This is a genomic window from Siphonobacter sp. SORGH_AS_0500, assembly GCF_031453245.1.
Taxonomy (GTDB): domain Bacteria; phylum Bacteroidota; class Bacteroidia; order Cytophagales; family Spirosomataceae; genus Siphonobacter.
Map to the genome: position 1 here is coordinate 3,034,569 of NZ_JAVIYT010000001.1, position 25,267 is coordinate 3,059,835.

At 45.5% G+C, this 25,267-nt stretch carries 28 protein-coding genes; 18 read left to right on the top strand and 10 right to left on the bottom strand.

Annotated elements, in window-relative coordinates:
* Positions 1-8: 8 nt before the first annotated feature.
* From QE357_RS12855 to QE357_RS12875, 5 genes are all read right to left on the bottom strand, one after another.
* Complete coding sequence (locus tag QE357_RS12855; protein WP_307143352.1) at positions 9-758, bottom strand: LytTR family DNA-binding domain-containing protein; 750 nt, start codon at positions 756-758, stop codon at positions 9-11.
* A 121-nt stretch (positions 759-879) separates the two neighbouring features.
* A complete protein-coding gene (locus tag QE357_RS12860) occupies positions 880-1,947 on the bottom strand; it encodes a histidine kinase (protein ID WP_309707987.1) in 1,068 nt (355 codons plus the stop codon).
* A 413-nt stretch (positions 1,948-2,360) separates the two neighbouring features.
* Positions 2,361-3,206 (bottom strand): phosphatidate cytidylyltransferase, encoded by an 846-nt coding sequence (locus QE357_RS12865; protein WP_106637829.1) that lies wholly within the window; start codon positions 3,204-3,206, stop codon positions 2,361-2,363.
* Positions 3,175-3,363: a hypothetical protein gene (locus QE357_RS12870; protein ID WP_106637828.1), complete on the bottom strand. Its 189-nt coding sequence runs from the start codon at positions 3,361-3,363 to the stop codon at positions 3,175-3,177. The genes QE357_RS12865 and QE357_RS12870 overlap by 32 nt, the downstream gene beginning before the upstream one ends.
* A 158-nt stretch (positions 3,364-3,521) precedes the next feature.
* A complete protein-coding gene (locus QE357_RS12875) occupies positions 3,522-4,439 on the bottom strand; it encodes a CPBP family intramembrane glutamic endopeptidase (protein WP_309707991.1) in 918 nt (305 codons plus the stop codon).
* Between the two features lie 117 nt (positions 4,440-4,556).
* Here QE357_RS12875 and dusB point away from each other — a divergent pair, with 117 nt between their 5' ends.
* The 12 genes from dusB (at position 4,557) to QE357_RS12935 (ending at position 17,200) form a co-directional block, all read left to right on the top strand.
* Positions 4,557-5,549 carry a tRNA dihydrouridine synthase DusB gene (gene dusB / locus QE357_RS12880; RefSeq protein WP_106637826.1) on the top strand — a complete coding sequence of 331 codons (993 nt, stop codon included), beginning with the start codon at positions 4,557-4,559 and terminating at the stop codon, positions 5,547-5,549.
* A 262-nt stretch (positions 5,550-5,811) separates the two neighbouring features.
* The gene (locus QE357_RS12885) at positions 5,812-6,702 is read left to right on the top strand and encodes a DMT family transporter (protein ID WP_309707998.1); all 891 of its coding nucleotides are present in this window, start codon (positions 5,812-5,814) and stop codon (positions 6,700-6,702) included.
* A 131-nt stretch (positions 6,703-6,833) separates the two neighbouring features.
* Positions 6,834-7,553, top strand: a complete 720-nt coding sequence (gene pyrH / locus QE357_RS12890; protein ID WP_106637824.1) for a UMP kinase — start codon at positions 6,834-6,836, stop codon at positions 7,551-7,553.
* A gap of 72 nt (positions 7,554-7,625) precedes the next feature.
* The gene (gene frr, locus QE357_RS12895; RefSeq protein WP_106637823.1) at positions 7,626-8,186 is read left to right on the top strand and encodes a ribosome recycling factor; all 561 of its coding nucleotides are present in this window, start codon (positions 7,626-7,628) and stop codon (positions 8,184-8,186) included.
* Between the two features lie 501 nt (positions 8,187-8,687).
* A complete protein-coding gene (locus tag QE357_RS12900; protein ID WP_106637821.1) occupies positions 8,688-9,284 on the top strand; it encodes a TetR/AcrR family transcriptional regulator in 597 nt (198 codons plus the stop codon).
* Between the two features lie 151 nt (positions 9,285-9,435).
* Entirely contained in the window at positions 9,436-9,747 is a 312-nt protein-coding gene (locus QE357_RS12905) for a hypothetical protein (RefSeq protein WP_106637820.1), read from the top strand.
* A 33-nt stretch (positions 9,748-9,780) separates the two neighbouring features.
* On the top strand, positions 9,781-11,376 hold the full coding sequence (locus tag QE357_RS12910) for a glycosyltransferase family 39 protein (RefSeq protein ID WP_309708005.1): 1,596 nt from the start codon (positions 9,781-9,783) through the stop codon (positions 11,374-11,376).
* A gap of 204 nt (positions 11,377-11,580) precedes the next feature.
* Positions 11,581-12,549, top strand: coding sequence for a GDP-mannose 4,6-dehydratase (locus tag QE357_RS12915; RefSeq protein ID WP_309708008.1), 969 nt, complete (start codon positions 11,581-11,583; stop codon positions 12,547-12,549).
* Between the two features lie 114 nt (positions 12,550-12,663).
* Entirely contained in the window at positions 12,664-13,623 is a 960-nt protein-coding gene (locus QE357_RS12920) for a glycosyltransferase family 2 protein (protein WP_307143360.1), read from the top strand.
* A complete protein-coding gene (locus QE357_RS12925; RefSeq protein ID WP_309708012.1) occupies positions 13,620-14,492 on the top strand; it encodes a lysylphosphatidylglycerol synthase transmembrane domain-containing protein in 873 nt (290 codons plus the stop codon). The genes QE357_RS12920 and QE357_RS12925 overlap by 4 nt, the downstream gene beginning before the upstream one ends.
* Before the next feature lie 47 nt (positions 14,493-14,539).
* Positions 14,540-16,174 (top strand): glycosyltransferase family 39 protein, encoded by a 1,635-nt coding sequence (locus QE357_RS12930; protein ID WP_309708015.1) that lies wholly within the window; start codon positions 14,540-14,542, stop codon positions 16,172-16,174.
* Positions 16,175-16,291: 117 nt separating this feature from the next.
* A complete protein-coding gene (locus QE357_RS12935) occupies positions 16,292-17,200 on the top strand; it encodes a Ppx/GppA phosphatase family protein (protein ID WP_106637814.1) in 909 nt (302 codons plus the stop codon).
* Here the strand turns inward: QE357_RS12935 and QE357_RS12940 are convergent.
* Both QE357_RS12940 and QE357_RS12945 read right to left on the bottom strand, forming a co-directional pair.
* The gene (locus QE357_RS12940) at positions 17,197-17,751 is read right to left on the bottom strand and encodes a hypothetical protein (protein WP_106637813.1); all 555 of its coding nucleotides are present in this window, start codon (positions 17,749-17,751) and stop codon (positions 17,197-17,199) included. The two genes, QE357_RS12935 and QE357_RS12940, sit on opposite strands and share 4 nt — an antisense overlap.
* 403 nt (positions 17,752-18,154) lie before the next feature.
* Positions 18,155-18,574 (bottom strand): OsmC family protein, encoded by a 420-nt coding sequence (locus tag QE357_RS12945; RefSeq protein ID WP_309708021.1) that lies wholly within the window; start codon positions 18,572-18,574, stop codon positions 18,155-18,157.
* Positions 18,575-18,761: 187 nt separating this feature from the next.
* Here QE357_RS12945 and QE357_RS12950 point away from each other — a divergent pair, with 187 nt between their 5' ends.
* Positions 18,762-19,358, top strand: a complete 597-nt coding sequence (locus QE357_RS12950; protein ID WP_106637812.1) for a DUF4082 domain-containing protein — start codon at positions 18,762-18,764, stop codon at positions 19,356-19,358.
* A gap of 51 nt (positions 19,359-19,409) precedes the next feature.
* Here the strand turns inward: QE357_RS12950 and QE357_RS12955 are convergent, their stop codons facing one another.
* Complete coding sequence (locus tag QE357_RS12955) at positions 19,410-20,384, bottom strand: polyprenyl synthetase family protein (protein WP_106637811.1); 975 nt, start codon at positions 20,382-20,384, stop codon at positions 19,410-19,412.
* Positions 20,385-20,570: 186 nt separating this feature from the next.
* Between QE357_RS12955 and QE357_RS12960 the strand changes: the two genes are divergently transcribed.
* The 4 genes from QE357_RS12960 to pssA are packed head-to-tail and all read left to right on the top strand — an operon-like array spanning position 20,571 to position 23,474.
* Positions 20,571-21,341, top strand: coding sequence for an alpha/beta fold hydrolase (locus QE357_RS12960; RefSeq protein WP_309708025.1), 771 nt, complete (start codon positions 20,571-20,573; stop codon positions 21,339-21,341).
* Positions 21,341-22,063 (top strand): SAM-dependent methyltransferase, encoded by a 723-nt coding sequence (locus QE357_RS12965; RefSeq protein WP_309708028.1) that lies wholly within the window; start codon positions 21,341-21,343, stop codon positions 22,061-22,063. Before QE357_RS12960 ends, QE357_RS12965 begins: the two co-directional genes overlap by 1 nt.
* Before the next feature lie 28 nt (positions 22,064-22,091).
* Positions 22,092-22,748 (top strand): MBL fold metallo-hydrolase, encoded by a 657-nt coding sequence (locus QE357_RS12970; protein WP_309708030.1) that lies wholly within the window; start codon positions 22,092-22,094, stop codon positions 22,746-22,748.
* Between the two features lie 27 nt (positions 22,749-22,775).
* Positions 22,776-23,474 carry a CDP-diacylglycerol--serine O-phosphatidyltransferase gene (gene pssA, locus QE357_RS12975; protein ID WP_307143370.1) on the top strand — a complete coding sequence of 233 codons (699 nt, stop codon included), beginning with the start codon at positions 22,776-22,778 and terminating at the stop codon, positions 23,472-23,474.
* A 252-nt stretch (positions 23,475-23,726) separates the two neighbouring features.
* On the opposite strand, the gene QE357_RS12980 is transcribed toward pssA, so the two are convergent.
* Entirely contained in the window at positions 23,727-24,083 is a 357-nt protein-coding gene (locus tag QE357_RS12980) for a CoA-binding protein (RefSeq protein ID WP_106637807.1), read from the bottom strand.
* A 206-nt stretch (positions 24,084-24,289) separates the two neighbouring features.
* On the opposite strand from QE357_RS12980, the gene QE357_RS12985 reads away from it, so the two are divergent.
* Positions 24,290-24,868, top strand: coding sequence for an NUMOD4 domain-containing protein (locus QE357_RS12985; protein ID WP_106637806.1), 579 nt, complete (start codon positions 24,290-24,292; stop codon positions 24,866-24,868).
* Between the two features lie 70 nt (positions 24,869-24,938).
* Here QE357_RS12985 and QE357_RS12990 read toward each other — a convergent pair whose 3' ends face one another.
* A complete protein-coding gene (locus QE357_RS12990) occupies positions 24,939-25,235 on the bottom strand; it encodes an iron-sulfur cluster biosynthesis family protein (RefSeq protein WP_309708037.1) in 297 nt (98 codons plus the stop codon).
* Positions 25,236-25,267: the final 32 nt, after the last annotated feature.

Below are 25,267 nucleotides of genomic sequence, written 5' to 3' on the forward strand. Positions count from 1 at the left end.
GACTTGGCTTACAAACTTAATAATTCTTTGAAGCGAATAGCCTGACGACGGGATATTTCAATTTTCTCGGGTTTATCGTTGGGGCTGCGTAACGTTGCCAGTAAGCCTCCCGAAAACCAGGGCTCAATTTTATCAATGTAATTGAGGTTAATGATATGTTTGCGGTTCGCCCGGAAATAAATTTTACTATCAAGACGGTCTTCCAAAGCATTCAGTGACTTCAGGACCAGCGGTTTCTGATCGTCAAAGTGCAGACGCACGTAGTTACCCATGCTTTCAAACAAACGCACTTTACCCAACTTCACAAACCAGCATTTTTCTCCGTCTTTAATAAAGATCTGGTCGTTTTCAGATAAGGCTTTGGTCGTTCCATCAACCTTACCCTGATGTTCCAGTTCCTGGTGATGGATCTCCTCTTCGGCCCGTTGAACGGCTTCGGTTAAACGCGAAAGCTCGACGGGTTTTAGCAGATAATCCAGAGCGTTTTGTTCAAAAGCTTTGATGGCGTATTCATCGTAAGCCGTCGTGAAGATTACTTCCGGCACATCGCCTTCGAGGCTTTGCAGCAACTCAAACCCGTTTTTACCCGGCATTTGAATATCCAGAAATAACAGATCAGGTTTTAATTCATCGATCAGTTGAATGGCTTCGTCGGCATTGGCCGCTTCACCTACAATATGAACCTTCGGAAAGTTTTCCAGTAATCGTTTTAATTCATTACGAGCCAGACGTTCATCATCAACAATTAAGGCTTTCATCCTTTTATGAGTTTCGGGTTTAGTGTTAGATAGGTTATAAAGACGCTATTAACCGCGTCTGATGCTTTACTTGAAAGGGTTGGTTGTATTATTTTCGCCCTTAATGCATTCAATCGCGTCTTTACTCGACGTTTACTACGACCGGAGCTTCCTTCGGTTTTGGGTTTTCCATCGGGATTAATACTTCGGCACAAACGACATCTTTCGCAGATTGGTAAATCTTGAATTCGGCATCTTCTCCGAATAATAATTTCAGTCGGCGTTCGGTGTTTTTTAGTCCGAAACCACCCGAGTCGGTATCCTGTAAAATACCCGTATTTGAAATGCGGATTTCCAGTCGGTTCTGATTCAGTTTCGATTCAATGCTGACAAAACCACCTTTGATGGGTTTGGATACCCCGTGCTTGATGGCATTTTCCACTAAGGTTTGCAACATCATGGGTGGTACCAAACAATTCGTTGTTTCAGGATACACATTCCGCCGCACTTCCAGCCGTTCCTCGTAGCGAATTTTCTCCAGAGCCAGGTAATCATCTACCGTTCGCATTTCTTCGCCCAAGGTTACCGTTTGCCGACGATCCGCTAACAGGCTACTTCTGAGGATATTAGACATTTGAGTAATGCCCTTCTGAGCCCGATCCGGGTCTTCCAGAATTAAAGCCCGAATGCTGTTCAAAGCATTAAACATGAAGTGCGGGTTTAGCTGAGCCCGTAATACTTTCGCTTCGGTTTCCTTCGCTAAAGACTCCAGCTTTACCTTTTCAACGGCGATTTCCCGCGTCGTTTCCAGATACTGGAACATGTGATACAGGATTAACCAGATCAGCATTGGTTTTCCCCAGAAGAAAAGGAAACTGAACAAATGTCCGCCGGGGTATTCCATTTCGGTCGTAAAGACATCAAAAGGAATATTCAGAGCGGTCATTACGCAAGCCAGAACACAGGCCGTTAATAACACCTGCGGAACTACTTTTCGGTAATCTGACACATCCCGATTAAATTTTTTAACATACCGGCGGTACTGATGGGTCAGGAAAATACTCAGAACGATGTTAATAAAATAGTTAAGGACAAGAACCCAATTTTCGGTTTCCTTAAACTCCAGCGAATAGGTTAGCAAATCATTCGACAACCAGAGCGGCCACGCTACCAATTGGCAAATCCAATATACCTTTTCTTTATTATTCATAAGTACGAACAACTAGTCGTAAGCTCGAAGATTCATTCAGGGGCTGTGACGTTTAGGAAAGATAGTCCGATCCTACGTGAGGCTTCTGCTTTTTGGGACTAACGGGGAAATACGTAGATGAAACCGGAAATTTAAAGGCCGAAGTTCAAGTGTGCGTGATGAACGGAACACAGAGGAGACCAAAGGTAAATCCGTTCGAAAGCTGCCTGAGAATTCTCACCACTCGCCACCGAAAAGCCGAATTTTCCTAAGGCCGTCCCTTGCCATGAAGATTCCTATTTTGATTTCAAACGTAAAGACGTTCCTGTATGGCGTCTCCCACTTCGGATGCTAAACCATCTCAAAAAGGCGAATTTAGCCACTAAATAAAAAAGACGCCAAATCTGGCGTCTTTATAGAGAAATACTCGGATGCTATTCAAAAACTTTCAGAAACGTAACAATGAACGGAGCGGAAAGTAACAAGCCATCGAAGCGATCCAGAAAACCACCGTGACCGGGTATTACTGATCCTGAATCCTTGATCTGAATGCTGCGTTTGAAAAGCGATTCAACCAGATCGCCATACGTTCCGGCCACTACAATAACGGCGGCTATCCAGTACCATTGCCAGGGATTCAAATCCGCGTAGGTCTGTGAAAGAATATAGGCGACAACCATTGCGGTAACGGCTCCACCGAAACTCCCTTCCCAGGATTTTTTAGGAGACACCCGTTCAAAAAGCTTCGTCCGGCCAAACTTAGTTCCGGCGAAATACGCTCCTGAATCACTCGCCCATAACAGGAATAGACAACCCAAAACCCGCTCGTAACTGTACGTTCCTCCTAGCAGGGCAATAACCGTAATCAAGGCGAAAGGGATGGCTACGTAGATGATTCCCAGGAATGTATAGGCAATATTAGTAAAAGGCTTGATTTCGTTTTTCTTGTACAGCTTAATAAAGAAAATAAGCGTAAAAAGCGGCGAAAGCAGGAAGTATAACTCAAAATGCAGGTAATGCTTTTCAATCAGGAACGTCAGAATATTCATGAATACGCCCACACCTGTGCCGTAATACTTCAGCGGTGCGATGTCGTCCAGACCGACCAGCCGATAGAACTCCAGTTGACTTAACCCACCGATGAGCACGAATAAAACCAGGTAAGACCACTCGCTCCAGTAAATGCCAAAAATCATCAGGGCAGCCCCGATGATGGCGGTAATAACCCGTTGACCAAGGTTTGAATAACTACTCAGTCGTGTCTGTATTTTTTTCCTCATGCTTAATGATAAATTCGGCAAAAGCCGCATCCTGTACCGGAACGTGAAGCTCGCAATGTCCCCATAAGTAGGAACTATCCTGCTTGCTTAAAACTACCCCATCGATTTGATATTCATCCAATAACCAACCCTTGACGAGCTCTACTCGCCAGGGCATAAAGGACTCATATATTTTAACCCAGCCTTCCAAATGATAAAAGATTTACAGGTAAAACGGACGAGTAATCAGCTTTGTTTATGGGATTCCATTTCCTTAATTCTGACAAAAGTAGCGCAGGGCGAATGCCTTTGGTGGTTTCCGGGTGAAATACTTTCTCAGGCTTCCGGGATTTGGGGTTTCAATCGGGTATAAATGATTCGCATTAACGACAGAGCAATCACTCCCGAAACCAGTGCCGAAGTCAGCGGAATGGATTCGTTGTTTTCTACGTCAATATCTACCAGCTTTTGCCCCCGCAGGTAGATCATCAATACCACAAAACCATTATTAACAAAATGGGCAAACACAGGAATCCAGAGGTTTCGCGACCAGAGGTACAGGTAACCAAACATGGCTCCGAGAATCATACGGGGAAAAAATCCCATGAACTGCATATGATAGGCACTAAAAATAGCCGCTGCCAGCCAAACGGCCAGGTGTGGACTTCCCCACCAGCGTTGGAAGAGTTTCTGTAACGTAGCCCGAAATAGTAATTCTTCTCCTAAAGCGGGCAATACCGCAATGACAAAAAGCCCCACTATAAAGTGTAGAAAATCAGGAAACTGGGTTAAAAACTTCGTTAATGTTTCGAGCTGTTTTTCGCTATTGACCATCCATTCGGGTAAGGGAAGTTTCTGGTTCCATTCGAAAATCAGGCTATTGAAAGGAATGTAACTAATGACCAGCACCAAAACTGCCGCCCAAATCAAAGGGTCCGGCGAACCTTTTTCTATAAAAACGATGTTGCGTTTCTCAATCAGATACCAATAAATAAGAGCCGTTAAAGTGAAACTGAATAATGAATTGATGCCCTGCATAAGCATCATGGCGGCCCAGCTGTGCGGGTAAGCGGTAGGATTGGTAAATAAGGACGTGCCCGCCGCGGATAAGTCTGCTCCCGTTAGCCATTTGACCAGCGGGTAAATTAGGGCGATTTGTGAAACGGCACTTAATACCACCATCAAGCCAAAAAGTATCAATAAACTGGCCACAGGTGAAAATCGTCTGGCTGGACGATCAGGGGATTCAAGCATTTCCATGTAATTTTGTAAAATCAAGACGCATCCAATAAGACGGAGCGGATACGAAATAAGGTCTTTTCTTTTACTCTTATTTCATAAACCGTAGCTCCGGTTATTTCCTCCACTCGAATGGTAAAGATCAAAGATATTGAATTAGGCGAATTTCCGATACTATTGGCTCCGATGGAAGACGTGAGTGACCCTCCATTTCGGGCCGTATGTAAGTCCGGTGGTGCCGATCTAATGTATACGGAATTCGTTTCCAGCGAAGGACTGATTCGCGACGCAGCCAAGAGCCGTCAGAAGCTCGATATTTTCGAATACGAACGCCCCATCGGGATTCAGTTGTTCGGTTCGGACGTAGATACGATGGCCGAATGTGCGAAAATTACTACCGAAGTTTCTCCCGACCTCATCGACATTAACTACGGTTGCCCCGTAAAACAGGTCGCCTGTCGCGGAGCCGGAGCCGCTTTATTACAGGATATTCCCAAAATGGTTCGCATGACGGAGGCGGTGGTGAAGGCCACGCATTTACCCGTAACGGTAAAAACCCGTCTGGGCTGGGATGACTCCACCAAGAACATTGAAGAGGTAGCGGAACGCCTACAAGACATTGGCATTCAGGCTCTTACCATTCACGGTCGTACCCGCGTGCAAATGTACAAAGGTGATGCCGACTGGACACTGATTGGCAAGATTAAGGATAACTCCCGTATTAAAATTCCGATCTTCGGGAATGGTGATATTTCCAGTCCTGAAAAAGCATTGGAGTATAAAAACCGTTACGGCGTAGACGGAATTATGGTGGGCCGGGCCAGTATTGGTTACCCCTGGATTTTTAACGAAATCAAGCATTACCTGAAAACGGGTGAAATGCTTGCTCCACCAACCATTGCCGACCGGGTAGCAGTATGTCGTCAGCACGTAGAGTTTTCGGTTCGCTGGAAAGGCGAGCGGCTGGGCATTCTGGAAATGCGGAGACATTACGCCAGTTATTTCAAAGGCATCGAGGGAGCAAAATCATTCCGCAGCCGTCTGGTATTAGTAGAGACTTTCGCTGAAGTAGATGAGATTTTACACGAAATCTCCGCTGCTCACGCGGTTGAAGTTAGTTACTAGTTTACCATTAGCTGTTTTGCTGCTCTTTTGGATTGGTTATCCGTAAAGACTAGCTAATAACAAGATTAGTGTGGATCACCTAATTAATGCTGCCAGCGAAAAAGCTGGCCGGGCCACGCTGGCAGCGGCAGCATCCGATCTACTTTTAAATTTTAGGTGGCAGTCGTTCGGCAAAGCCGAATGACTGCCACCTAAAATTTACCACTGGATTATGAATCCAGAACAAGAGTACAATTCCGTCATTAACCTAACTGAAAAATTTATGCAAAAATCTACTCCTCCTATTGCCTGGGTTATCTTAATGGGACTCGCTCTGACCTGGGGCAGCTCGTTTATTTTGATGAAACAGGCCCTTCACACATTTTCAGGTATTCAAATTGCTTCGTTTCGCTTACTGGCAGCCGGAGCTTTTTTTGTGCCTATTCTGCTTACTCAGGTCAATAACCTGCCTACGGCGAAGCAATGGTTCTGGGGTTTCGTGTGCGGAATGGTCGGTAGCTTTATCCCGGCGTATCTGTTCTCGTTTGCGGTTATGCACATGAATAGCTCACTCGTCGGAATTTTGAACGCCTTTACCCCCCTTTTCGTACTGATCATTGGCTTCCTGTTTTTCAAACAGAAAATGACTTCCCGGCAAGTCATTGGCTTAGCATTAGGATTAATAGGCTGTATTTTAATAACCCTAAGCGGAAATAAGGGAGCCATTACGTTCAATTATTATTCGCTACTGGTGATACTGGCGACGGTTCTTTATGGGATTAATCCGCACTTATTAAAGACGTATTTATCTGATTTAAAACCCTTTATATTAACCGGCATTACCTTCGTTACCGTTGCTCCGCTGGCGGCAGCCTTTTTATTTCAGACTGATTTTGTTCATCGTTTCGAGGAAGCCCATGCGGGCTGGTCTTTTGCGGCGGCAGTCACGTTAGGACTCGTTGGCTCGGGTATAGCGATGATTTTTTACAATCAGTTACTTCAGCTTACCGGGCCCGTTTTTGTGAGTTCAGTCACGTACTTAATGCCCATCATTGCCGTAGCCTGGGGTGTAATCGACCATGAACAGATTCAGGCTCAGCATTTTGTGGGCATGGCTATCATCTTGTTTGGGGTTTATCTGGTGAATTCCACCCCGAAAATTAAAAGCGTTTAACCCTCATTAGGAACCCGCCAATACCTAACTTAACTATCCTCACATTTTTTAGCACGTCGTAAAGAAAATTGAATAGAGCTTTGCCTTTCTGGCAGCCTACGCCTTAACTTAGCGACCCAAAAACTGCCTTTATGGAAACGCCGAAGTACAAGCGAATTTTACTCAAACTAAGTGGAGAAGCCCTCAGCGGCGAAAAGAAGTCGGACAAAATCATTGATTCATCCATTCTTGAACAATACGCCCAGGAAGTAAAACGTATCGCTGATCTCGGTGTTCAAGTAGCTATTGTCGTAGGAGGAGGAAACATCTTCCGCGGAAAAGAACTCGAAGCCACTGGTCTGGATCGTGTGCAGGGTGATTACATGGGTATGCTGGCCACCGTCATCAACGGAATGGCCGTGCAGGCTGCTCTGGAGAAAGTAGGTTTGTTCACGCGTCTGATGTCAGCCGTGAAAATGGAGCAAATCTGCGAGCCTCTGATTCGCCGCCGGGCCATGCGTCACCTTGAAAAAGGTCGTATCGTCATCTTCGGTGCGGGAACGGGTAACCCCTATTTCACTACGGATTCAGCGGCCAGCCTCCGGGCCATCGAAATTAAAGCCGATGTCGTTCTGAAAGGAACTCGTGTGGATGGCGTGTATACGGCTGATCCCGAGAAAGACACTACGGCAACGCGTTACAACAGTGTAAGTTTCGACGAAGTAATCGCGAAAGATCTGAAAGTAATGGACTTAGCAGCGTTTGCTTTATGCCGCGAAAACAAACTTCCAATCGTCGTTTTTGATATGAATAAGCCTGGCAACCTGCATAACCTCATCATGGGTCAGGAAGTAGGAACGCTTATTTCATAATTGATTTCAGATTTTCTGGAGGATCAATTTCTCCTGAAACGGTATTACACGTAACATCATACTATCTCCGCAATGGACGAAATAGAGTTTTATCTCGAAGCTGCGACAGAAACAATGGAAGGGGCTATGAAGCACCTGAACATTGAATTAAGTAAAATACGGGCAGGAAAGGCGTCACCAGCGATGCTCGAAGGCGTTATGGTAGAATACTACGGTGTTCCCAGCCCGCTGCAAAACGTGGCTTCCATTACTACCCCCGATGCCCGGACGATCACAGTTAAGCCCTTCGAAAAGAAGATGGTGAACGACATTGATCGGGCTATCCGCAACTCGAACCTTGGTTTTTCTCCCGCCAATGACGGAGAAGTTCTTCGCATCAGTATTCCTCCCGTAACGGAAGAACGTCGTCGTGATCTGGTTAAACGCGTAAAAGCGGAAATCGAAACGGCGAAGGTTAATATTCGTAACGCCCGTCAGGATGCCAATAACAGCATCAAAAAACTGACGAAAGATGGTGTTGCTGAAGATGCCGTGAAGGAAGGCGAAGATCGCGTGCAGAAATTAACGGATAAATACGTAGCCAAAATTGATCAGGTATTTCTGGCCAAAGAGGTGGATATTATGTCTGTCTAGATAGGAATGATTCCCTTAAAAACCGGTTTCTGCACAGAGACCGGTTTTTTTATTTTCACACCCTAGAGCAGTAACGAGATGGAATTTCGCACCAGTCATTATCCCTTAACTGACCTCTCGAACGAAGAGAGAGTGCTGCTGTAGAACGGGTCTAGCTTAGTTAAGTTAACGCCTGACCTAACGAGCTCGAAAAAGATCATAAGATTCTTCGCTTCGCTCTGAATGACAGACGCTGATTCATGATAAATATCCTTCAGGTATGAAATGGTCTCAATTACCAACCGTGTCCTCGGGTTGTCCCCGGATTTCATCCGGGGAAGCAACCCAATAAGCTCCTCCGCTTCGCTCTCTACGACAGATTTTAGCATAATTTCTTCCCCCAACGGTTCTCCCGAAGTGGAGAGCTTACTTATTTTTAGACAGTCTCCAAAAAAGTGCAAAAAAATTAGGTCAATTAAAAACTAAGTCCCACTTTTAGACCGTAAAACGTTTTTAGTCGAAATGACTGCACTCCTCCTTAAAGATGAGCAGATTAAAGCTTCCATTATGGAAGCCGCTCAGAAAATCTTTCAACAATATGGTTTGAACAAAACCACGATGGAAGACATTGCCAAGGCAATGGGCAAGGGAAAGAGTACACTGTATTATTACTTTGCCAGCAAGGAAGAAATCTTTGAAGCTGTATTATTCAAAGAAATGAGTGATGTCTTTACCCTGATGGAAAAAGCCTGCGAACAGGCCACTACTACCCGGGAAAAATTCAAAGCCGTTACGCAGACCAAGATTATTGCCCTTCACAAAAAGATGAATCTTTACCGGACGCTGTCCGCGGAAGTGCAGTGCAATCGCTCGGTTATTGATTCCTGCCGGAATTTATTCAGTAGCCGGGAAATCAATTTATTTGAAGGAATCATTACTTTCGGTATTGAAAGAAAGGAGATCCACGAACGTCACCGGGCGGATTTAAGCTTATTATCCCACGTGATTTTAAGTGCCTTACGCGGGATCGAAATTGATATTCTGATGTTTGATGAGAATCCTGATTTAGATACTAAACTGGATTTAATGATCGACATCCTCGGAAAAGGGCTTGAATAGCGTTCCTTTTTTTTACCTCATTTTCGACCAAAATACAAAATCAGTCGAAAAATCTAAACCTATGTTAATGCAACCCCGATCTATACTTATGCACCTTATGAATTAGTTTTATTATCCGTAGTACCTTAATGATGCCCGAACGGGCTATGCCATGAAAACTATTATTGACCCCCTCCAGGGACAGATCATCTCTGTTCTGCGTACGCTGTTTCGCAAAAGTTTCTACGTGTACGCCCCCCGCACCATCCGTCTCCAACATTCTTTTCAGCAGGATTTTGGACTGACTGATGCCGAATTACGAGAGTTAACGAACGAAGTAGAACACGTTTTGGGCGTTGAGCTGGCGAATCCTTCTCTCCGTCACATCATTACCGTTGGTGACCTGGTAAATGAATTCCGCCAGAATCAGTCTGTTTCTAGTTTCACGTCCTCACCCTCCTCTTATTCAGCTTTAATGAGTTAATACTGAGGATTTTCGGACCTAGCGTCCCTTGCCATGAAAACCTTTACTTTATCAAAATCTCTGGTTGTACTGGGGATTTTCAGCTTCCTATTGCTTTCACTGGGAACCAATAAACTCATGCTCTATTCGCTCGATGAGGCCAAAAACGCCGAATGTGCCCGCGAAATGTTTGAGCATCATAACTGGATTGTCCCGACCTTTAATGACGAACTTCGCACGGATAAGCCGCCTCTGCATTACTGGGTGATGATGAGCAGCTACCACCTCTTCGGCGTAAGCGAATTCTCTGCCCGGTTGGGGTCTATTCTTGCCGGGGTCGGTACCATTCTATTAACCTTTTTCTTCGCCTGGCGAAACCGAAATCCGCGAACGGCCTGGATTACTGCTCTGGTCCTACTGGCCTCCCTGCACATTGGCGTTCAATTTCGAATGGCCGTTCCCGATCCTTACCTGATTTTTTTCCTGACCTTAGCCTGGGTTTCTTTTTTTGAATGGTATCGAAAGCTTGATCAGTCTTTTCAATCTTCCCGCTGGATCTGGCTTATGTATCTGGCCTTGGGTTTGGGCGTGTTAACCAAAGGTCCAATTGCGTTGGTACTCGTAGGACTTTCCGGAGGCCTGTTTCTCTTCATGCGAAAAGAACTCGGCTACCTCCTGCAAATGAAGCTTTTACCGGGCATTATACTCATTTTAGTCCTTACTTTACCTTGGTATTTAAGCGTGCATCAGGCAACCGGCGGAGCCTGGACAGAAGGCTTTTTTCTGAAACATAACCTCAGCCGTTTTCAGGCACCCATGGAAGGGCACGGCGGATTTTTTCTGGTTACACCCCTGTATGTATTGATTGGATTGTTACCTTTTTCCGTCTTTCTTCCACAGGCCATTTACTCGGCCTGGAAGCAGCGAAGACAGCAGGAGGTGCTGGCATTTGCCCTGAGTGTGGCTATGGTAGTGGTTGGGTTTTTCAGCTTTTCCGGTACCAAACTTTTCAATTACACGGTGCCGAGTTATCCCTTTGTTGCCTTCCTGATCGGGGCTTTTCTGGATACAGTTCTGGAGCAGGAATCACTCTGGAAATCACTTCGCCCTTCGCTGATCGTATACATCGTACTCGCGGCTTTATTACCCATTGCTTTTTATCTGGGACTTCGACTCGATCCGGTGGTATCGCATCTGGCGGGCTGGGCATTCATTTTTCTGACGTTCCCCCTGGGAGCCGCCGCCGCCTGGTATCGCTTCCGGCATCATCAGTTGAATCGAACAATCATGGCTCTAACGGGTTCATTCATTGTTACAGCCATTCTGTTTTTCCAGCTGGCTTATCCTATTATTGATCGGGAAAATCCGGTGAGTCAGACCATTCAGCTCATCGGGCCCGAGCAAAAAGTCATTGCTTATAAACAATTCAATCCGGCGTATGTGTTTTATCTCAATCGCCCGGTTGAAGTGATGCAAACGCCCGAGGCTTTGCAAAATGCGTTGCAAGTACATCCGTCCGTCATGGTTATTTCCCGAACTGAATTTCTATCCGAACTGGATGAGTTCGAACAGTTACAGGAAGTCATCCGAAAGCGTGACCTTTTCGAAACCCCCACCACGATTTTATTAAAGAAATCTCCGGAATACTAGTTCATAAATCGTTTAATCCTACTGTTTGAAGGGGTACTCATGCCCTTCACCATTGGACTGAACCGATGAACGTACCCGGACCTTATTCATTCGTCCGCAGAAAAGGCTGAAAACGTCGTAAAGAATTGTAACTTACCGTTTCTTTAGCCTTCCATGCTGAGACGAAGCTAATCCGAATCGATTGGTCTCAAATCCCAGAAAACCATGAAACATTTTCTGATTACGGGAGGAGCAGGATTTATAGGTAGTCACCTTGCCGAGCGACTACTGTCTACGCCAGATACCGCCGTTACTATTATTGATAACTTCGACGATTTCTATAGCTCTTCTCAAAAGCAGGCTAACCTCCAGGCTATTAGCCAGCACCCTCATTTTCAATTAATTGAGGCTCCTGTTACGCATCAAAATTACCTTACTAAAATCCTTCAGAGTCAGCGGTTTGAAGCCATCATTCACCTAGCAGCCAAAGCGGGCGTTCGGAATAGCATTCACTCGACAAAAGAGTATTACGATACCAACGTCATGGGTACCCTTTCCATGCTGGAGATTGCTCGAACCTTGTCGGTTAAGAAATTCATATACGCCTCCTCTTCAAGCATTTATGGGGAGAATCCAAATGTACCCTGGAAAGAAACGGATACGGATTTACAACCCATTAGTCCTTATGCTTCTTCTAAAATTTCAGGAGAAATGCTGGGACGCACCTACGCTCACTTACACGGAATTCAGTTTTTAGCCCTACGGTTTTTCACCGTATATGGCTCCCGTCAGCGGCCCGACCTGGCCATTCATAAATTTACCGATCTGATTCTCAACGCTCAGCCCATTGTACTCTACGGCGACGGCAGCTCCCAGCGGGATTACACCCACATCAGCGACATTATTACTGGTATTGAACGGGCTCTTCAGTACGAAGGATCTGGTTTTGAATCTTTTAATTTAGCTTCTGGAAAGCCCGTTACGCTACGAAAACTCGTTTCTTCACTGGAGATAGCCCTTGGTCGGGAAGCGATTTACGAACATAAAGAAGAACAACCCGGCGACGTTTCCCAAACCTACGCAGACTTAACCAAATCACGGCAACTCCTGGGTTATGAACCGACGGTAAGCCTCGAAGATGGTCTCCGGGAATTCGTTCAATGGAAAACGGCTTTGCCCCATTTAACAATATAAGCGTCTTGGAGTTGTGGGTTTTGAGTTTAGGGTTACGCTTCCACAGGGAAGTCCCTTTGTCCTGGTAATCCTTCATTAACTCAAAACTAACCAACTCGAAACTCTATACTCTACATGTCTAGTCCTTTACTTTCGCTGGTAATCACCTTATTAAACGAAGAAGATAATGTTCAGCCCCTGCTGAGCCGCGTTCGCGAAGCCATGACGGGTCTTTCCTATGAGCTAATTCTGGTGGACGATGGATCAACCGATGCTACCGTTGCCCGGATCAAGCAATACGCGGATGAACAGGTGAAGCTGGTTGTGCTTAATAAAAATTACGGACAGACCACCGCCATGGCGGCGGGTATCGCTCAGGCTCTGGGACCCTATGTGGTTACCCTCGACGGTGATTTACAGAATGATCCCGCTGACATTCCCCTCATGCTGGAAAAACTGCAAAAAGAAAATCTGGACGTAGTTGCCGGACTGCGGGCCAATCGGCAGGACGGGATGGTCTTACGTAAAATTCCCAGTAAAATCGCCAATGCTCTCATTCGTCGCATGACGGGTGTCTACCTGCATGATTACGGTTGCACGTTAAAGATTTACAAACGCCAGATTGCCCAGAACCTGGGCTTATACGGTGAGTTACATCGCTTCATTCCCGTGCTGGCCGCCATGCAGGGAGCCCGGATGCAGGAAATGCCCGTTCGGCACCACGCCCGGCAATTTGGGAAATCTAAATACGGCTTAGGTCGCACCTTTAAGGTCATGTCGGATTTATTACTGATGGTCTTCTTCCAGAAATACTTCCGCAAACCCATGCACCTGTTTGGTCCGGTTGGAATCCTGACTTTCTTCGCGGGAGCTTTAATCAGCCTTTATTTAGCTGGAGTAAAAATTAGTGGCGAAAACATTGGCAATCGTCCTTTGCTAACCGTTGCCGTGGTTATGATATTAGGTGGTTTACAGATTATTACCTTTGGATTTATGGCTGAAATGATGATGCGAACCTATTACGAAACGGGTAATAAATCGACTTACCTCGTCCGCGAAATCTATTCCCGTTCTTCTGAAGTTGTTTCCCTTTGAAAAAAACTACACTTACTACCATCCTGAAGCTCGTCCTCACAACGGCGGCTTTAGGATGGCTCGCGTACCAGATCGACTGGGACAAGACCCTACCGTTGCTCCAGCGGGCTCACTGGGGCTGGATTCTGCTGGCTTTTCTGATTTATAATGCCTCCCAGCTTACTAGTACGCTTCGCATGGGAGAACATCTGAAAGTAGTACCCATCCAAGAACCTTTTTCCTTTCTGATTCAGCTTTATTACCGTTGCATGTTCTTTAATCTGTTTTTGCCGGGAGGGATTGGCGGTGATGGGTATAAAGTCTGGTTACTCCGCAAACGCCATCAGTCCGATTACCGATTATTACTCTCGGCTTTATTACTGGATCGGGGAAGTGGATTGGTCGCTATTACCTTTCTTGCCCTTACCCTAGCCGGATTCAGTCCCTGGGTAGCCGCAGTCTTACCCTTTCCATCGCTTTTTCTAGCGGGATTTGCGTTAGTCGTCTTTATGGGAGGCTGGATGATTTACTGGCTATTTTTCAAAAAGTTTACCGGGGTCTACTTACGGACTTTCCTGTTATCCATTTTACTTCAGTCTTTACAGATGATCGTCCTGTTATGCTTGCTTGAATCCATGGGTGTGCAGAACGCCCGGATCGAATATGGACTGATCTTTCTAGGCTCTTCGCTAGCTTCGGTGTTGCCCTTAACCGTCGGAGGCATCGGCGTTCGGGAGTTTGTTTTTCTGGAAGCAGCGAATTATTTACCCATCGAATCTGATCAGGCGGTATTAGCCAGTTTGCTCTTTTTTCTGATTAACGCCTTGAGTTCTTTAGCCGGAGCTTTGGTATCCCTGCCCAATCAACCCGCTAACGCGACGCTTGACTAATGAGGTTCTAGCCCTATTTTTGAAGTTTCCTCTCTGATTGATCCTCTATGAATACCGACCGCCTGCTTTCGGGACCCATTTACGGCATTATGTGGCTGGCCATCGCGGCCGTTTATATCATCGGACTTTTCGTCCCGATCTATGATGCCGACCCCGCTCACCACGCCCTGATTGCCCTGCATATGCTCGAAACTGACGACTTTATCAGTCTAATCGACCGGGGGAAAGATTACCTGGACAAGCCGCATTTATTATTCTGGTTATCAGCTGCTTCGTTTAAATTGTTTGGCGTCAGTACCTTTGCTTATAAATTCCCTTCTTTACTCGCTTCCATTCTCGGATTTTATTCCACTTACCGCTTAGGAAAGCTGCTTTACAGCGAGAACGTCGGAAAACTGGCCGCTTTGATTTACGCGACTTACTTTGCTCAGTTTCTGGCTAATCAGGATGTACGGATGGATGCCATGCTAACGGCCTACATCGTCTTTTCGATCTGGACACTGATGGCTTTTGTACGAACCCAAAGCCTGGGATTTGCCATGGCAGCGGCCTTTGGCATGGCTCTGGGCTTTTCCACCAAAGGCGGCATTGGCGTAGCGATGCCACTAATGGCCGTAGGAATGCAGTTACTCTTTGAAAAAAACTGGAAAGCCCTTTTGCAATGGAAATGGTTACTAATGGGGGTTTTCTTTCTGATCTTCATCAGCCCGGTATTATACGCTTTTTACCAGCAATTTGACCTGCATCCTGAGAAAGTAATCCGGGGAATGACAGGTATTTCAGGAATTAAATTCATACTGCTGGGGCAGAGCATTGAGCGTTTTCAGGGCGAAGCTTGGGGCGGCACGGGCAGTAACGATCCTTACTTTTTTCTGCACACCTTATTATGGGCCGGACTGCCCTGGGCTTTTCTAAATTATTGGAGCCTGATTCGCAGTCTAATTGCTTATAAAAATCTCAAAGAAGTTCTGACACCGGGTATCATCATTCTGATGATGATCATCCTATCGATGGCTCAATACAAACTTCCGCATTACCTTAACCTGCTGTTTCCTTACCTAGCTCTTCAGCTCAGCGGACAGTTGTTCGACCTGCCCAGCAAACACATTCGCTGGGTGTTTTACTTTCAGTGTCTGGTCGTAGTGCTCATGCTCGGCATGGTCACTTACATCAACACCTATTACTTTCCCATTCCGGGCGTGATAAACCAGGTGGTAGCAGCTACGGTCGCCGGAGTGATTTTGTTTTTGAGTCTCCGGCAATCGCCTCTGTTTTTACGGCTCATCAGCGTTTGCGTCGCGGGAGCAACCATTACCTTTATGGCTCTGAATGCGAATGGTTACCCGCAGTTATTCAATTACGATGCGGGCTATCAGTTTGCCCAGTCTACTCGTAAAGAACCCGCCATTCTGGATTCGTTTGAGTTCTATAACATCTATAGTTATACCTTCGATTTTTATACGCAGAAGATTCACCCACCCCTTCCACCAGGCCAGTTACCAACCAGCCGATGGGTCATGACCGATGCTGAAGGCTTAGCTCAGCTTCGGAAAGCAGGGGTAAAAATCGCCCAGATTCGGACGAACCAACATTACCATCTATCGAAGTTTTCGGGAAAATTTCTCGACCCTAAAACAAGGTTCCAGGTTTGTGAACGCCGATATTTGATTGAACGATACTAAAAAGGTTGGAGAACGATTAATGTTTGATTAGGTTTGAGGAAAGCCTTTTTGCTTAAAAACACTAAGCCGAATCTCCAGGTTAACCTATATAATTCCTATCACTGAAAACGATTACGCATGAAAATAGCAGCCATTGATATTGGCTCGAACGCCGCTCGACTACAGATTTCAAAAGTCCTTGATAATGAAGGCGTTTTAACCTTTAAGAAAGTAGAATACGTGCGTTTCCCCCTGCGTTTGGGAATGGATGTGTTTAATACCGGCTCGATCAGTGCCGAAGGCGAAGTACGCCTCTATAAAATGCTGCATTCGTTCAAGTTGCTGATGGAACTGCACGAGTGCAAAGATTACATGATCTGTGCCACCTCAGCCATGCGGGAAGCCAGTAACTCGCTGGATATTGTTACGCGGATTGAAGGTCAGTTAGACATGAAAATCCAGATTATTGACGGTACAAAAGAGGCCGAGCTAATTAATAATGTAGTGGTACAGTCGCTGGCTTCGGATAAAAACTACCTCCACGTCGATGTGGGGGGTGGTTCCAGCGAGCTTAATTTATACGTTAATCGGGCGAAAGTGACCAGCCGTTCGTTCAAAATTGGGTCGGTTCGTTTGCTGGAAGGCAAAGAACAGAAATCGGATTGGGATAAAATGAAACGCTGGATTCTGGATAATATCGATCCCAACCAAAGCGAATTGATCGCCATCGGAACGGGTGGAAACATCAATAAGCTCTTTAATCTTTCTGAAACCCGGCTTTCTCCGGTAAGCATGGACATTAAAGAATTGGAGCGGATTAAAACGCACATTGCGTCGTATACGCTGGAAGACCGGATCAATAAACTGCAACTCAACCCCGACCGGGCGGACGTTATTGTCCCCGCTTCAGAGATTTACCTGTCAGCCATGCGTTGGTCAGGTGCCAAAGAAATTATGGTGCCGGATCTGGGTTTAAAGGACGGCATTATTCAGTACGTTTATGATCGTTACCTCCATCGCAAACGCAAAAAAGAAACGGATCTTTAACTGACTTCTATACGCTTCGGTAACCCCAATTGCCTGGCATAAGTTGCCGGAGCGTATGTATGGACCCGTTCGAGTAAAGCATTCGCCTCTTCCATGAACTCAAACTGAATATCTTCGTGCAGTTTGGGAATTTTCTTCAAAACGGCTTCGGTCCTTTTAGCGATGTATTCAGCAATGCCATCCGTTTTGGATGTGTATTTCTGAACGTAAGGTAGCTGTTTTTCAAAGCATTGATTCAAAAGATACAACACCAGTTCTATTTCGCCGTATTTATCCTTCGTAATCTTCACGTGATAGGTAATCATGGAATGTATTTTCCGCATATCCATCATTAACCAACCCGATGAATCGGGTTCTAATTTGTAGAGACGATCAATCGTATTCTGAATGGCATCGCGACGTTCCTGCACGGTTTCTCCCCCTTCAATCAACTGAAACTGTAGCTGTTCCTGCAAGTCTTTGTGTTTGTTAATCAAACGCACCAACAGCTTGTCTTTTTCCTCCCGCGTCATACTTAACACCGCCGCTTTCAATTCTTTACTAATCGCCATTTTATCCGTTTACTGTTTTTAGTTTGCAGTTTTCAGTTCGAGAACCAAACCCATTGTTCTTCTAAGGGAAAAGCTGGCCGGGCCACGCTGGCAGCAGCCAACCGATACCTGCTTTTCATTTTTTAACCACACAAAGGGCTACTCCGATAGCGGAGACTTCAAACTTTCCTTTCTGTTTCTCTCCACAAGAAAATCATCGCCATGCCGCTGCCAGCTTTTTTCGCTGGCAGCACCTACTCCATGCCCCTTAGTTTGGCTGCCAGCAGAAAAGCTGGCAGCGGAGACTCTACTCTAAACTTTCCTTTATACAATCTCCCTAAACACAAAAATACTATTAAAAAAATGCGGAATAACGATTCTCTTTTTCAGAGCCGTTATTCCGCAAACTAAAGAGTCAGGCAGCTTATGCCAGCGTAGCGTCAAGTGAGATAGAAGCGTTCAATAACTTAGAAATCGGGCAGTTAGCTTTGGCTCCAGCCGCAATTTCCTGAAACTGTTCTTCACTGATATTCGGAATTTTAGCCGTCAATACGATATTACTTTCCGTTACTTCTCCTTTAGAGGGGTCCAGCACAACGGTAGCCTTCGCGTTGATCTCGTCAGCGGTGAAACCGGCTGCGTTCAGGTCGAAGCTGAGTTTCATGGCAAAACAACCCGCGTGAGCGGCTGCAATGAGTTCTTCAGGATTCGTTCCCACTCCGTCTTCAAAACGCGTATTAAATGAATATTGGGTTTCGTTTAATACCGTACTTGCGGTAGATACTACTCCTGAACCTTCTTTGCCGGTGCCTTTCCAGACGGCTGTTGCGTTACGTTTGATCATGGTTGTGATAGATAATGAAGATAGATTAGAAATCTTCGAAAGATACATTCAAAATAAGTATACCTCCTTTATAGCTCCCCGGTAATTTCTGCAACTCCTTAGTCTTTGTCCCTAAAATAGGGGATTTCCAACGATCTGCCGAAGTCTGACCTTTGTACCTGTTCATTCAAAAAACCTTCAACATAAGATGAAAGCTATGATTACCATTGTAGGTCTGGTACTGGTTGTACTGGCTACAGGTTGCAAAAAAGGAGAAGACGCTAAACCTAGCAAACCAGCCGAAAGGCCCATGGAAACGTTCCTGAAACGAACGGATCTCACGACTACAAATTTCACTACAGGCCGCTGGGAAGTAGGGTATGTGTTTACGGGGAATGTGCCGGGGAAAATTACTGAAATCGGATGTAAATTGCCTCAAACGGGTACCTATGTCGTAACGGTGTGGGATGTGGCTACAAAAACATCCTTACGTCAGAAGAGCATTGAAATTTCTACTCCGGAAAAGATGGTAATGGCCTCCATTGATCCGCTTGAAATTACGGATGCCACTAAAAAATACCTTATCAGCGTCAATACGCTAAGCGGAAACGTAAACAAACCTTACTATATCATTAAAAAAACCGGAGGAGAAAGTTTTATGCCTTTCACTATGGGTAACGTAACCATCCTGCAAAAGCAATCCAAATCCATTACATCGACGACAACAGAATCGGTATTTCCTACGGATAATATAGCTACGGATCTATTTACTGGAGTTGCTGATTTTACCTTTATTCCCGACTAATTCTCCTTCATTAAAAAAGCTCCCGGCTAGATTGGTCCGGGAGCTTTTTTATTATTTCGTCCGCTCAATTGTGAATTGAACCAGATTTTTCAGGGATTCACTAAAAGGATTAACCGGAAATTCCTTTAAAATTTCAAGAGCTTCATCTACATAGCGTTTCATTACCTGCGTGGCGTATTCGATGCCCCCCGATTTCTTCACAAAATCAATCACTTCGGCCACTTTCTTCGGATTCTCAGAATCGTTCTTGATCATGTTTATAATCCGGCGTTTGGTAAACCAGTCGGCCTGATTCAAGGCAAAAATGAGCGGTAAGGTCATTTTCTTTTCCTTGATATCAATTCCCACGGGTTTCCCGATTTCAGCATCGCCATAATCGAATAAATCATCCTTGATCTGAAACGCAATGCCTACTTTTTCTCCGAAGAGACGCATCCGGTTCACAATGTCCATCGTCATTCCCACTGAACGGGCTCCGACGGCACAACAGGAAGCAATTAAAGTAGCCGTTTTCTGACGAATGATTTCAAAGTAAATATCTTCTGAAATGTCCAGGCGACGGGCTTTCTCTATCTGCATTAACTCCCCTTCAGCCATTTCCTTCACCGTCTGATTAATGAGTTTTAGAAAATCGAAGTCCTCGTGATCGACCGCCAGCATCAAACTTCTGGACAGCAGGTAATCCCCGACCAGAACGGCGATTTTATTTTTCCAGAGAGCTTTCACGGAAAAGAAACCCCGACGGTAATTCGAATCGTCGACTACGTCATCGTGTACGAGCGTGGCCGTGTGAACCAGCTCAATTAAAGCGGCTCCGCGATAGCTTGAATCGTTAATAGTTCCGCAAACGCCGGCCGCCAGAAAAACGAACATGGGCCTGATCTGCTTCCCCTTCCGCCGAACGATATAATTCATGATTTGATCCAGCAACATGACGTCGCTTTTCATGAAATCACGAAATTTTCCCTCGAATGCCTTCATTTCGGCATCGATGGGGGCTTGTATTTGTTGAATGGAAAGACTCATGTGTGGTGATCAGTATTCAGAGAAGACCGTTCTTCACTCGCTAAGACCTCGAAATTTTCTCTATGAATACGGTAATCCTCGGCAAGTTTACGAAGGATTGGCTTCGCGTGGATAACTTTGTCCGCAAAAGTTGTATAGTTAACCCGGAATTTTTTCAGAAAATTCCAGAAACAGACTTCAGTACCTATGAAATTGTTCTTTCGGCAAGCGGGCGAGACTGGCCCCGCCATCGTGATATTGCATGGAGTTTTTGGCTCGGCTGATAACTGGCTGACCGTGGGCAAACAAATAGCCGACCTGGGTTTCCGGGTTTTTATGCTGGATCAGCGAAATCATGGCCGCTCGCCCTGGAGTGATGACTTCGGTTACCAAGAAATGGCCGAAGATCTACAGGAGTTTCTCAACGACCAGCAGATTACCAATCCTATCCTGATTGGGCATTCGATGGGTGGCAAAACCGTTATGCAGTACGCCATGAACTACCCCGATACCTGGCAGAAAATGGTGGTGGTGGATATTGCTCCCCGCTTCTACCCCGTTCATCACACCAGCATTCTCAAAGGCATGAATCTGATGCCGCTGGCGGCCATGAAAAGTCGGCAGGAAGCGGAGATGTTCTTTACGCAATACGAAGATCACCCCGGCACCCGGAATTTTATTCTGAAAAACCTCGCTCGTGGAGAAAATGGCGGCTTTAGCTGGCGGCTGAATCTGCCCGTATTAACCCGGGAAATTGAAACCGTGGGCGGTGAATTGAGCGGCATTCGGACGATTACCAAACCCGTTCTGTTCCTGAAAGGGGCTCTATCGTCTTACATTACCGACGAAGATGAGAAGGAAATTCGCCGCATTTTCACGGACGTTCGCATTGAAACCATAGCCGGAGCGGGCCACTGGGTACAGGCCGAGCAACCGCAGGCGTTTATTGAAGCAGTGATGAAATTTATCCGGGGTTAATGATGGCAGAAGAAACGCAACCAACTTTGTTTTTATTACCCACCGTACTAGCTCCCGAAACGGCAGAGACGGTATTGAGTCCACAGATTCGGGAAGTAATTAGCCGCACGGATATTTTCTTCGTTGAAAACCTGCGAACAGCCCGTCGATTTATCTCTGAACTGAAAACCGGACGAAAAATAGACGAGCTTACTTTTTTTGAGTTACACAAGGACACACCGCGAGCACAAACGCAGCAACAGGTAAAAGACTTACTCAAGTTGGGGAAAGATGCGGGCATTCTCTCGGAAGCGGGTTGCCCCGGCATTGCCGATCCGGGAGCGGTAGCTGTTGGACTAGCTCACGAGAATGGCCTTCGGGTTACTTCACTGGTAGGGCCGTCGTCCATTTTATTAACGCTGATGGGTTCGGGTTTCAATGGGCAGTCGTTCACCTTTCACGGTTATTTACCGATTGATAAAGGCGAACGTTCGAAACGAATCAGGGAGCTGGAAAAGAAAGCCCAAAGCGGCCAGACCCAGCTTTTTATGGAAACGCCTTATCGAAATGGAGCCTTATTTGACGATCTGTTACGGACTTGCCAGCCCCATACGCTGTTATGCCTCGGCAGTAACCTCACGGCGGAAGATGAGTTACTCCGAACGCTAACCATTAAACAGTGGCAACAGCAAAAGCCCGATTTACATAAAAAACCAACGATGTTTGCCCTGGGCACTTACTAATCCCTTTACCCAATCATCTACTGAATCTATGCTGAATTTACAGGTTTTTACATTCAACGCCCTTCAGGAAAATACCTACGTGCTTTGGGATGATACGAAAGAGGCCGTGATTATTGATCCTGGTTGTTATACCAAAGAAGAACAGGAGGAGTTAAAGGATTTTATTGAAGATCAGGGTTTGATTGTGGTGAAGCTCCTGAACACGCACGCTCACGTGGATCACGTGCTGGGTAATGCTTTCGTGAAGCGGACCTATCATGTTCCCTATTTCCTGCATCCGCTTGACTTGCCGATTTTAAAATCCGTAGTTGTTCGGGCACCCTCCTACCGATTCTTTAATTACGAAGAGGCCGAACCCGATGCCTGGCTGGAAGAAGGTACGAATGTAACCTTTGGGAACACTATCCTTGAAGTATTGCACGTGCCGGGCCATGCTCCGGGTCATGTGGCTTTTGTGAACCGGGAATACAATCTCTGCATCGGCGGGGATGTTCTGTTTCAGGGAAGCATTGGCCGCTGGGATTTTCCCGGCTGTAACTTTGATGACCTGATCAGCAGCATTAAAAACAAGCTTTTTAAATTGAACGACGAAGTACAGGTCTTTCCCGGACATGGTCCTTCGACCACCATTGGTCGCGAGAAACAATACAATCCTTATGTGGGGGCTAATGGGCAATACGCCTGATTAACAAACTTTATTTTTCTGAAATGTATGCTCAAGCACCTTCCTAATGCCATGACCTGCGGTAACCTGCTGTGCGGTTGCGTCGGCATTGTTGCGGCTTTTAATAATGACCTTTTGCTGTGTTCGTACCTGATCGTCATCGCCGGAATTCTGGATTTCTTCGATGGCTTTGTAGCCCGGTTAGTCAAAGCTCAATCGGCCATTGGTAAAGAACTTGATTCGCTGGCCGACATGGTCACTTTTGGCGTTTTACCATCCATTATCATTTATCATCTGATTCTGGAAAGTGTTCCTGATTTAGTCAGTACTTGGAAGTGTTACTTCGCCTTTGTCATTGCTGTATTCTCGGCCCTGCGACTAGCCAAGTTTAATATCGACGAACGACAAACCTCTGGATTCATCGGCCTGCCTACGCCCGCCAATGCCTTCCTGATTGCTTCCATTCCGGTTATTCTGCGTCAGCACGAAGAGTGGGGTCCTATCATTCTCAATGCCAATTACCTAATTGCATTTAGCTTCATCATGTCCTTTTTGCTGGTGATGGAAGTGCCCCTTTTTGCTTTGAAGTTTAAAGGGTTTGGCTGGAAGGGCAATGAAATTAAATTCATTTTCCTCCTCGTCTCGGCCTTACTGGTTATCCTGCTAAACTTCACATCTGTTCCTTTAATCATTGCCTTATACATTTTGCTTTCGCTTTTTAATAATACCCGAAAGACTAGCTATTAAATTCAGCAATAAAAAGAAAAGAAGCCCCTTAGCTAAGGGGCTTCTTTTCTTTTTATTATTCAGGTAATTGAAACAATAATTGACTAACACCAACGTTTACTAGGCACTATTTAAATCAGTACACTTAACATATAAGGATCTATTAAGAAATCTCAATTATAACAAACGTAGGGCCAATTATACCCAGTTCATATTCGATAGTATTTAGGAAAAATCACTCATTAATAGAATCTAACCTGCCTTGGTTAATACTTAATACTGCCTAGTACTCAACATGACCAGCGTGCATCCCTCAATCGCTTCAACTCCCTGATCCTCTGCCATTTGCTCGAACTCAGGATTCTCTGTACCGGGATTAAAGATGATTCTACGAGGTTTTAAACTAAGCAAATAATCGTACAATTCGGGCTGCCGCGTCGGGTTGATATATAGAGTAATAGTATCAATGCCTTCGAGCTCGGGTTGTCCATGTAAGATCTGATTACCAGATACTTGTCCGTTTTCTTTTCCAATTAATACGATTTCATGTCCGTGCCCTAACAGGCTATTAGCTGCCAGATATGAGTATCGGCCGGGATAGGTAGAGGCTCCAACAATTAAAGTTTTCATATTTTTTTTATTTAATAGGATAAATCATGTGAATCGTGAAAATTTCTTACGATATTCGGCACTGGTTTTGTCGTGATGAATAAAAAAAGTTTACCATCTGCTCTGAACAACTATATCTTCTTTCATCTCCGCCCGCCCAAAACCAATCTACATTTAAAGTAAGTTAACCCGTCAACCTGACTTGAACGGATGTTAATTAATTAACCATGAGCGAGAAGAAATCTAGTAGTTTTTGGAATGAGAAATGGATTAAGATTCCTTTTGAAGGCATCGAAAATCCCCCCCATTACGAAGTATCAAACTATGGAAGGCTTCGTAGTTTCCAGAACGATCCTGAGGGGGAAATTATTAAGGGATCTATCATTCAGGGATATCGTTCTCTGAATATCCGTATCCGAGGAGGTAAAGTCATTAACCGCTACCTGCATCGGCTGGTTGCTGATTTTTTTGTGGAGCGTTCCGACGCCGACCGTAAATTTATCATTCACCGTGACCACGATAAGCTGAACAACCACTGGGAAAACCTGAAGTGGGTTACTCGTGATGAAATGACCGAGCACCACCGAACCAACCCCCAGGAAAAACCACGCCCAAAACGCACGAAAAACTACAAACTAACTGAGAGTAAAGTTCTGATGATTAAAAAGATGCTGAAGAGCGATAAGAATCGTCTGAAGATGATTGCCAAGCAATTCGGCATTACTCATACTCAACTAAACCGCATACGTTCCGGTGAGAACTGGGGACACGTGAAAGTTGAGGACGATACTGAAGGTGTGAAATAGACCTTTGATTCCTTCATAAGAAAAGCCCGATAGCTATCTAATCTGTCGGGCTTTTCTTGTGGGCGTTGATTTAAGATCTGGGCTGGAAAACAAACCCTTCGCCGTCTTCATCAAAATCAATGGTCAGACCAATCACGTACATCAAATGCCGGCGATCTACGTAAATCGTAATTCCTTCCAGAGTATACTCATCATCGTCAGGCGACTTGGTATCGAACCCTAACAGAAACGAAGCCCCACAAGCCGCCCCTTTCAGCCCTACCCGCAAGCCATAAAACTCAGGCAGGCTCTTGCTCTCGATGATCGCACGGATCTGCTCCTGGGCCTCCGAAGTTAGAGTGATGGGTATTATCTTCTGCGTAATCATTTTTTCAGTTTTCCGTCTACTGTTTTCAGTTT

Bases quoted from the DNA above. Each gene is read 5' to 3' on its own strand.
- QE357_RS12855 (WP_307143352.1), bottom strand. From the start codon at position 758: ATGAAAGCCTTAATTGTTGATGATGAACGTCTGGCTCGTAATGAATTA.
- QE357_RS12860 (WP_309707987.1), bottom strand. From the start codon at position 1,947: ATGAATAATAAAGAAAAGGTATATTGGATTTGCCAATTGGTAGCGTGG.
- QE357_RS12865 (WP_106637829.1), bottom strand. From the start codon at position 3,206: ATGAGGAAAAAAATACAGACACGACTGAGTAGTTATTCAAACCTTGGT.
- QE357_RS12870 (WP_106637828.1), bottom strand. From the start codon at position 3,363: ATGCCCTGGCGAGTAGAGCTCGTCAAGGGTTGGTTATTGGATGAATAT.
- QE357_RS12875 (WP_309707991.1), bottom strand. From the start codon at position 4,439: ATGCTTGAATCCCCTGATCGTCCAGCCAGACGATTTTCACCTGTGGCC.
- dusB (WP_106637826.1), top strand. From the start codon at position 4,557: ATGGTAAAGATCAAAGATATTGAATTAGGCGAATTTCCGATACTATTG.
- QE357_RS12885 (WP_309707998.1), top strand. From the start codon at position 5,812: ATGCAAAAATCTACTCCTCCTATTGCCTGGGTTATCTTAATGGGACTC.
- pyrH (WP_106637824.1), top strand. From the start codon at position 6,834: ATGGAAACGCCGAAGTACAAGCGAATTTTACTCAAACTAAGTGGAGAA.
- frr (WP_106637823.1), top strand. From the start codon at position 7,626: ATGGACGAAATAGAGTTTTATCTCGAAGCTGCGACAGAAACAATGGAA.
- QE357_RS12900 (WP_106637821.1), top strand. From the start codon at position 8,688: ATGACTGCACTCCTCCTTAAAGATGAGCAGATTAAAGCTTCCATTATG.
- QE357_RS12905 (WP_106637820.1), top strand. From the start codon at position 9,436: ATGAAAACTATTATTGACCCCCTCCAGGGACAGATCATCTCTGTTCTG.
- QE357_RS12910 (WP_309708005.1), top strand. From the start codon at position 9,781: ATGAAAACCTTTACTTTATCAAAATCTCTGGTTGTACTGGGGATTTTC.
- QE357_RS12915 (WP_309708008.1), top strand. From the start codon at position 11,581: ATGAAACATTTTCTGATTACGGGAGGAGCAGGATTTATAGGTAGTCAC.
- QE357_RS12920 (WP_307143360.1), top strand. From the start codon at position 12,664: ATGTCTAGTCCTTTACTTTCGCTGGTAATCACCTTATTAAACGAAGAA.
- QE357_RS12930 (WP_309708015.1), top strand. From the start codon at position 14,540: ATGAATACCGACCGCCTGCTTTCGGGACCCATTTACGGCATTATGTGG.
- QE357_RS12935 (WP_106637814.1), top strand. From the start codon at position 16,292: ATGAAAATAGCAGCCATTGATATTGGCTCGAACGCCGCTCGACTACAG.
- QE357_RS12940 (WP_106637813.1), bottom strand. From the start codon at position 17,751: ATGGCGATTAGTAAAGAATTGAAAGCGGCGGTGTTAAGTATGACGCGG.
- QE357_RS12945 (WP_309708021.1), bottom strand. From the start codon at position 18,574: ATGATCAAACGTAACGCAACAGCCGTCTGGAAAGGCACCGGCAAAGAA.
- QE357_RS12950 (WP_106637812.1), top strand. From the start codon at position 18,762: ATGAAAGCTATGATTACCATTGTAGGTCTGGTACTGGTTGTACTGGCT.
- QE357_RS12955 (WP_106637811.1), bottom strand. From the start codon at position 20,384: ATGAGTCTTTCCATTCAACAAATACAAGCCCCCATCGATGCCGAAATG.
- QE357_RS12960 (WP_309708025.1), top strand. From the start codon at position 20,571: ATGAAATTGTTCTTTCGGCAAGCGGGCGAGACTGGCCCCGCCATCGTG.
- QE357_RS12965 (WP_309708028.1), top strand. From the start codon at position 21,341: ATGATGGCAGAAGAAACGCAACCAACTTTGTTTTTATTACCCACCGTA.
- QE357_RS12970 (WP_309708030.1), top strand. From the start codon at position 22,092: ATGCTGAATTTACAGGTTTTTACATTCAACGCCCTTCAGGAAAATACC.
- pssA (WP_307143370.1), top strand. From the start codon at position 22,776: ATGCTCAAGCACCTTCCTAATGCCATGACCTGCGGTAACCTGCTGTGC.
- QE357_RS12980 (WP_106637807.1), bottom strand. From the start codon at position 24,083: ATGAAAACTTTAATTGTTGGAGCCTCTACCTATCCCGGCCGATACTCA.
- QE357_RS12985 (WP_106637806.1), top strand. From the start codon at position 24,290: ATGAGCGAGAAGAAATCTAGTAGTTTTTGGAATGAGAAATGGATTAAG.
- QE357_RS12990 (WP_309708037.1), bottom strand. From the start codon at position 25,235: ATGATTACGCAGAAGATAATACCCATCACTCTAACTTCGGAGGCCCAG.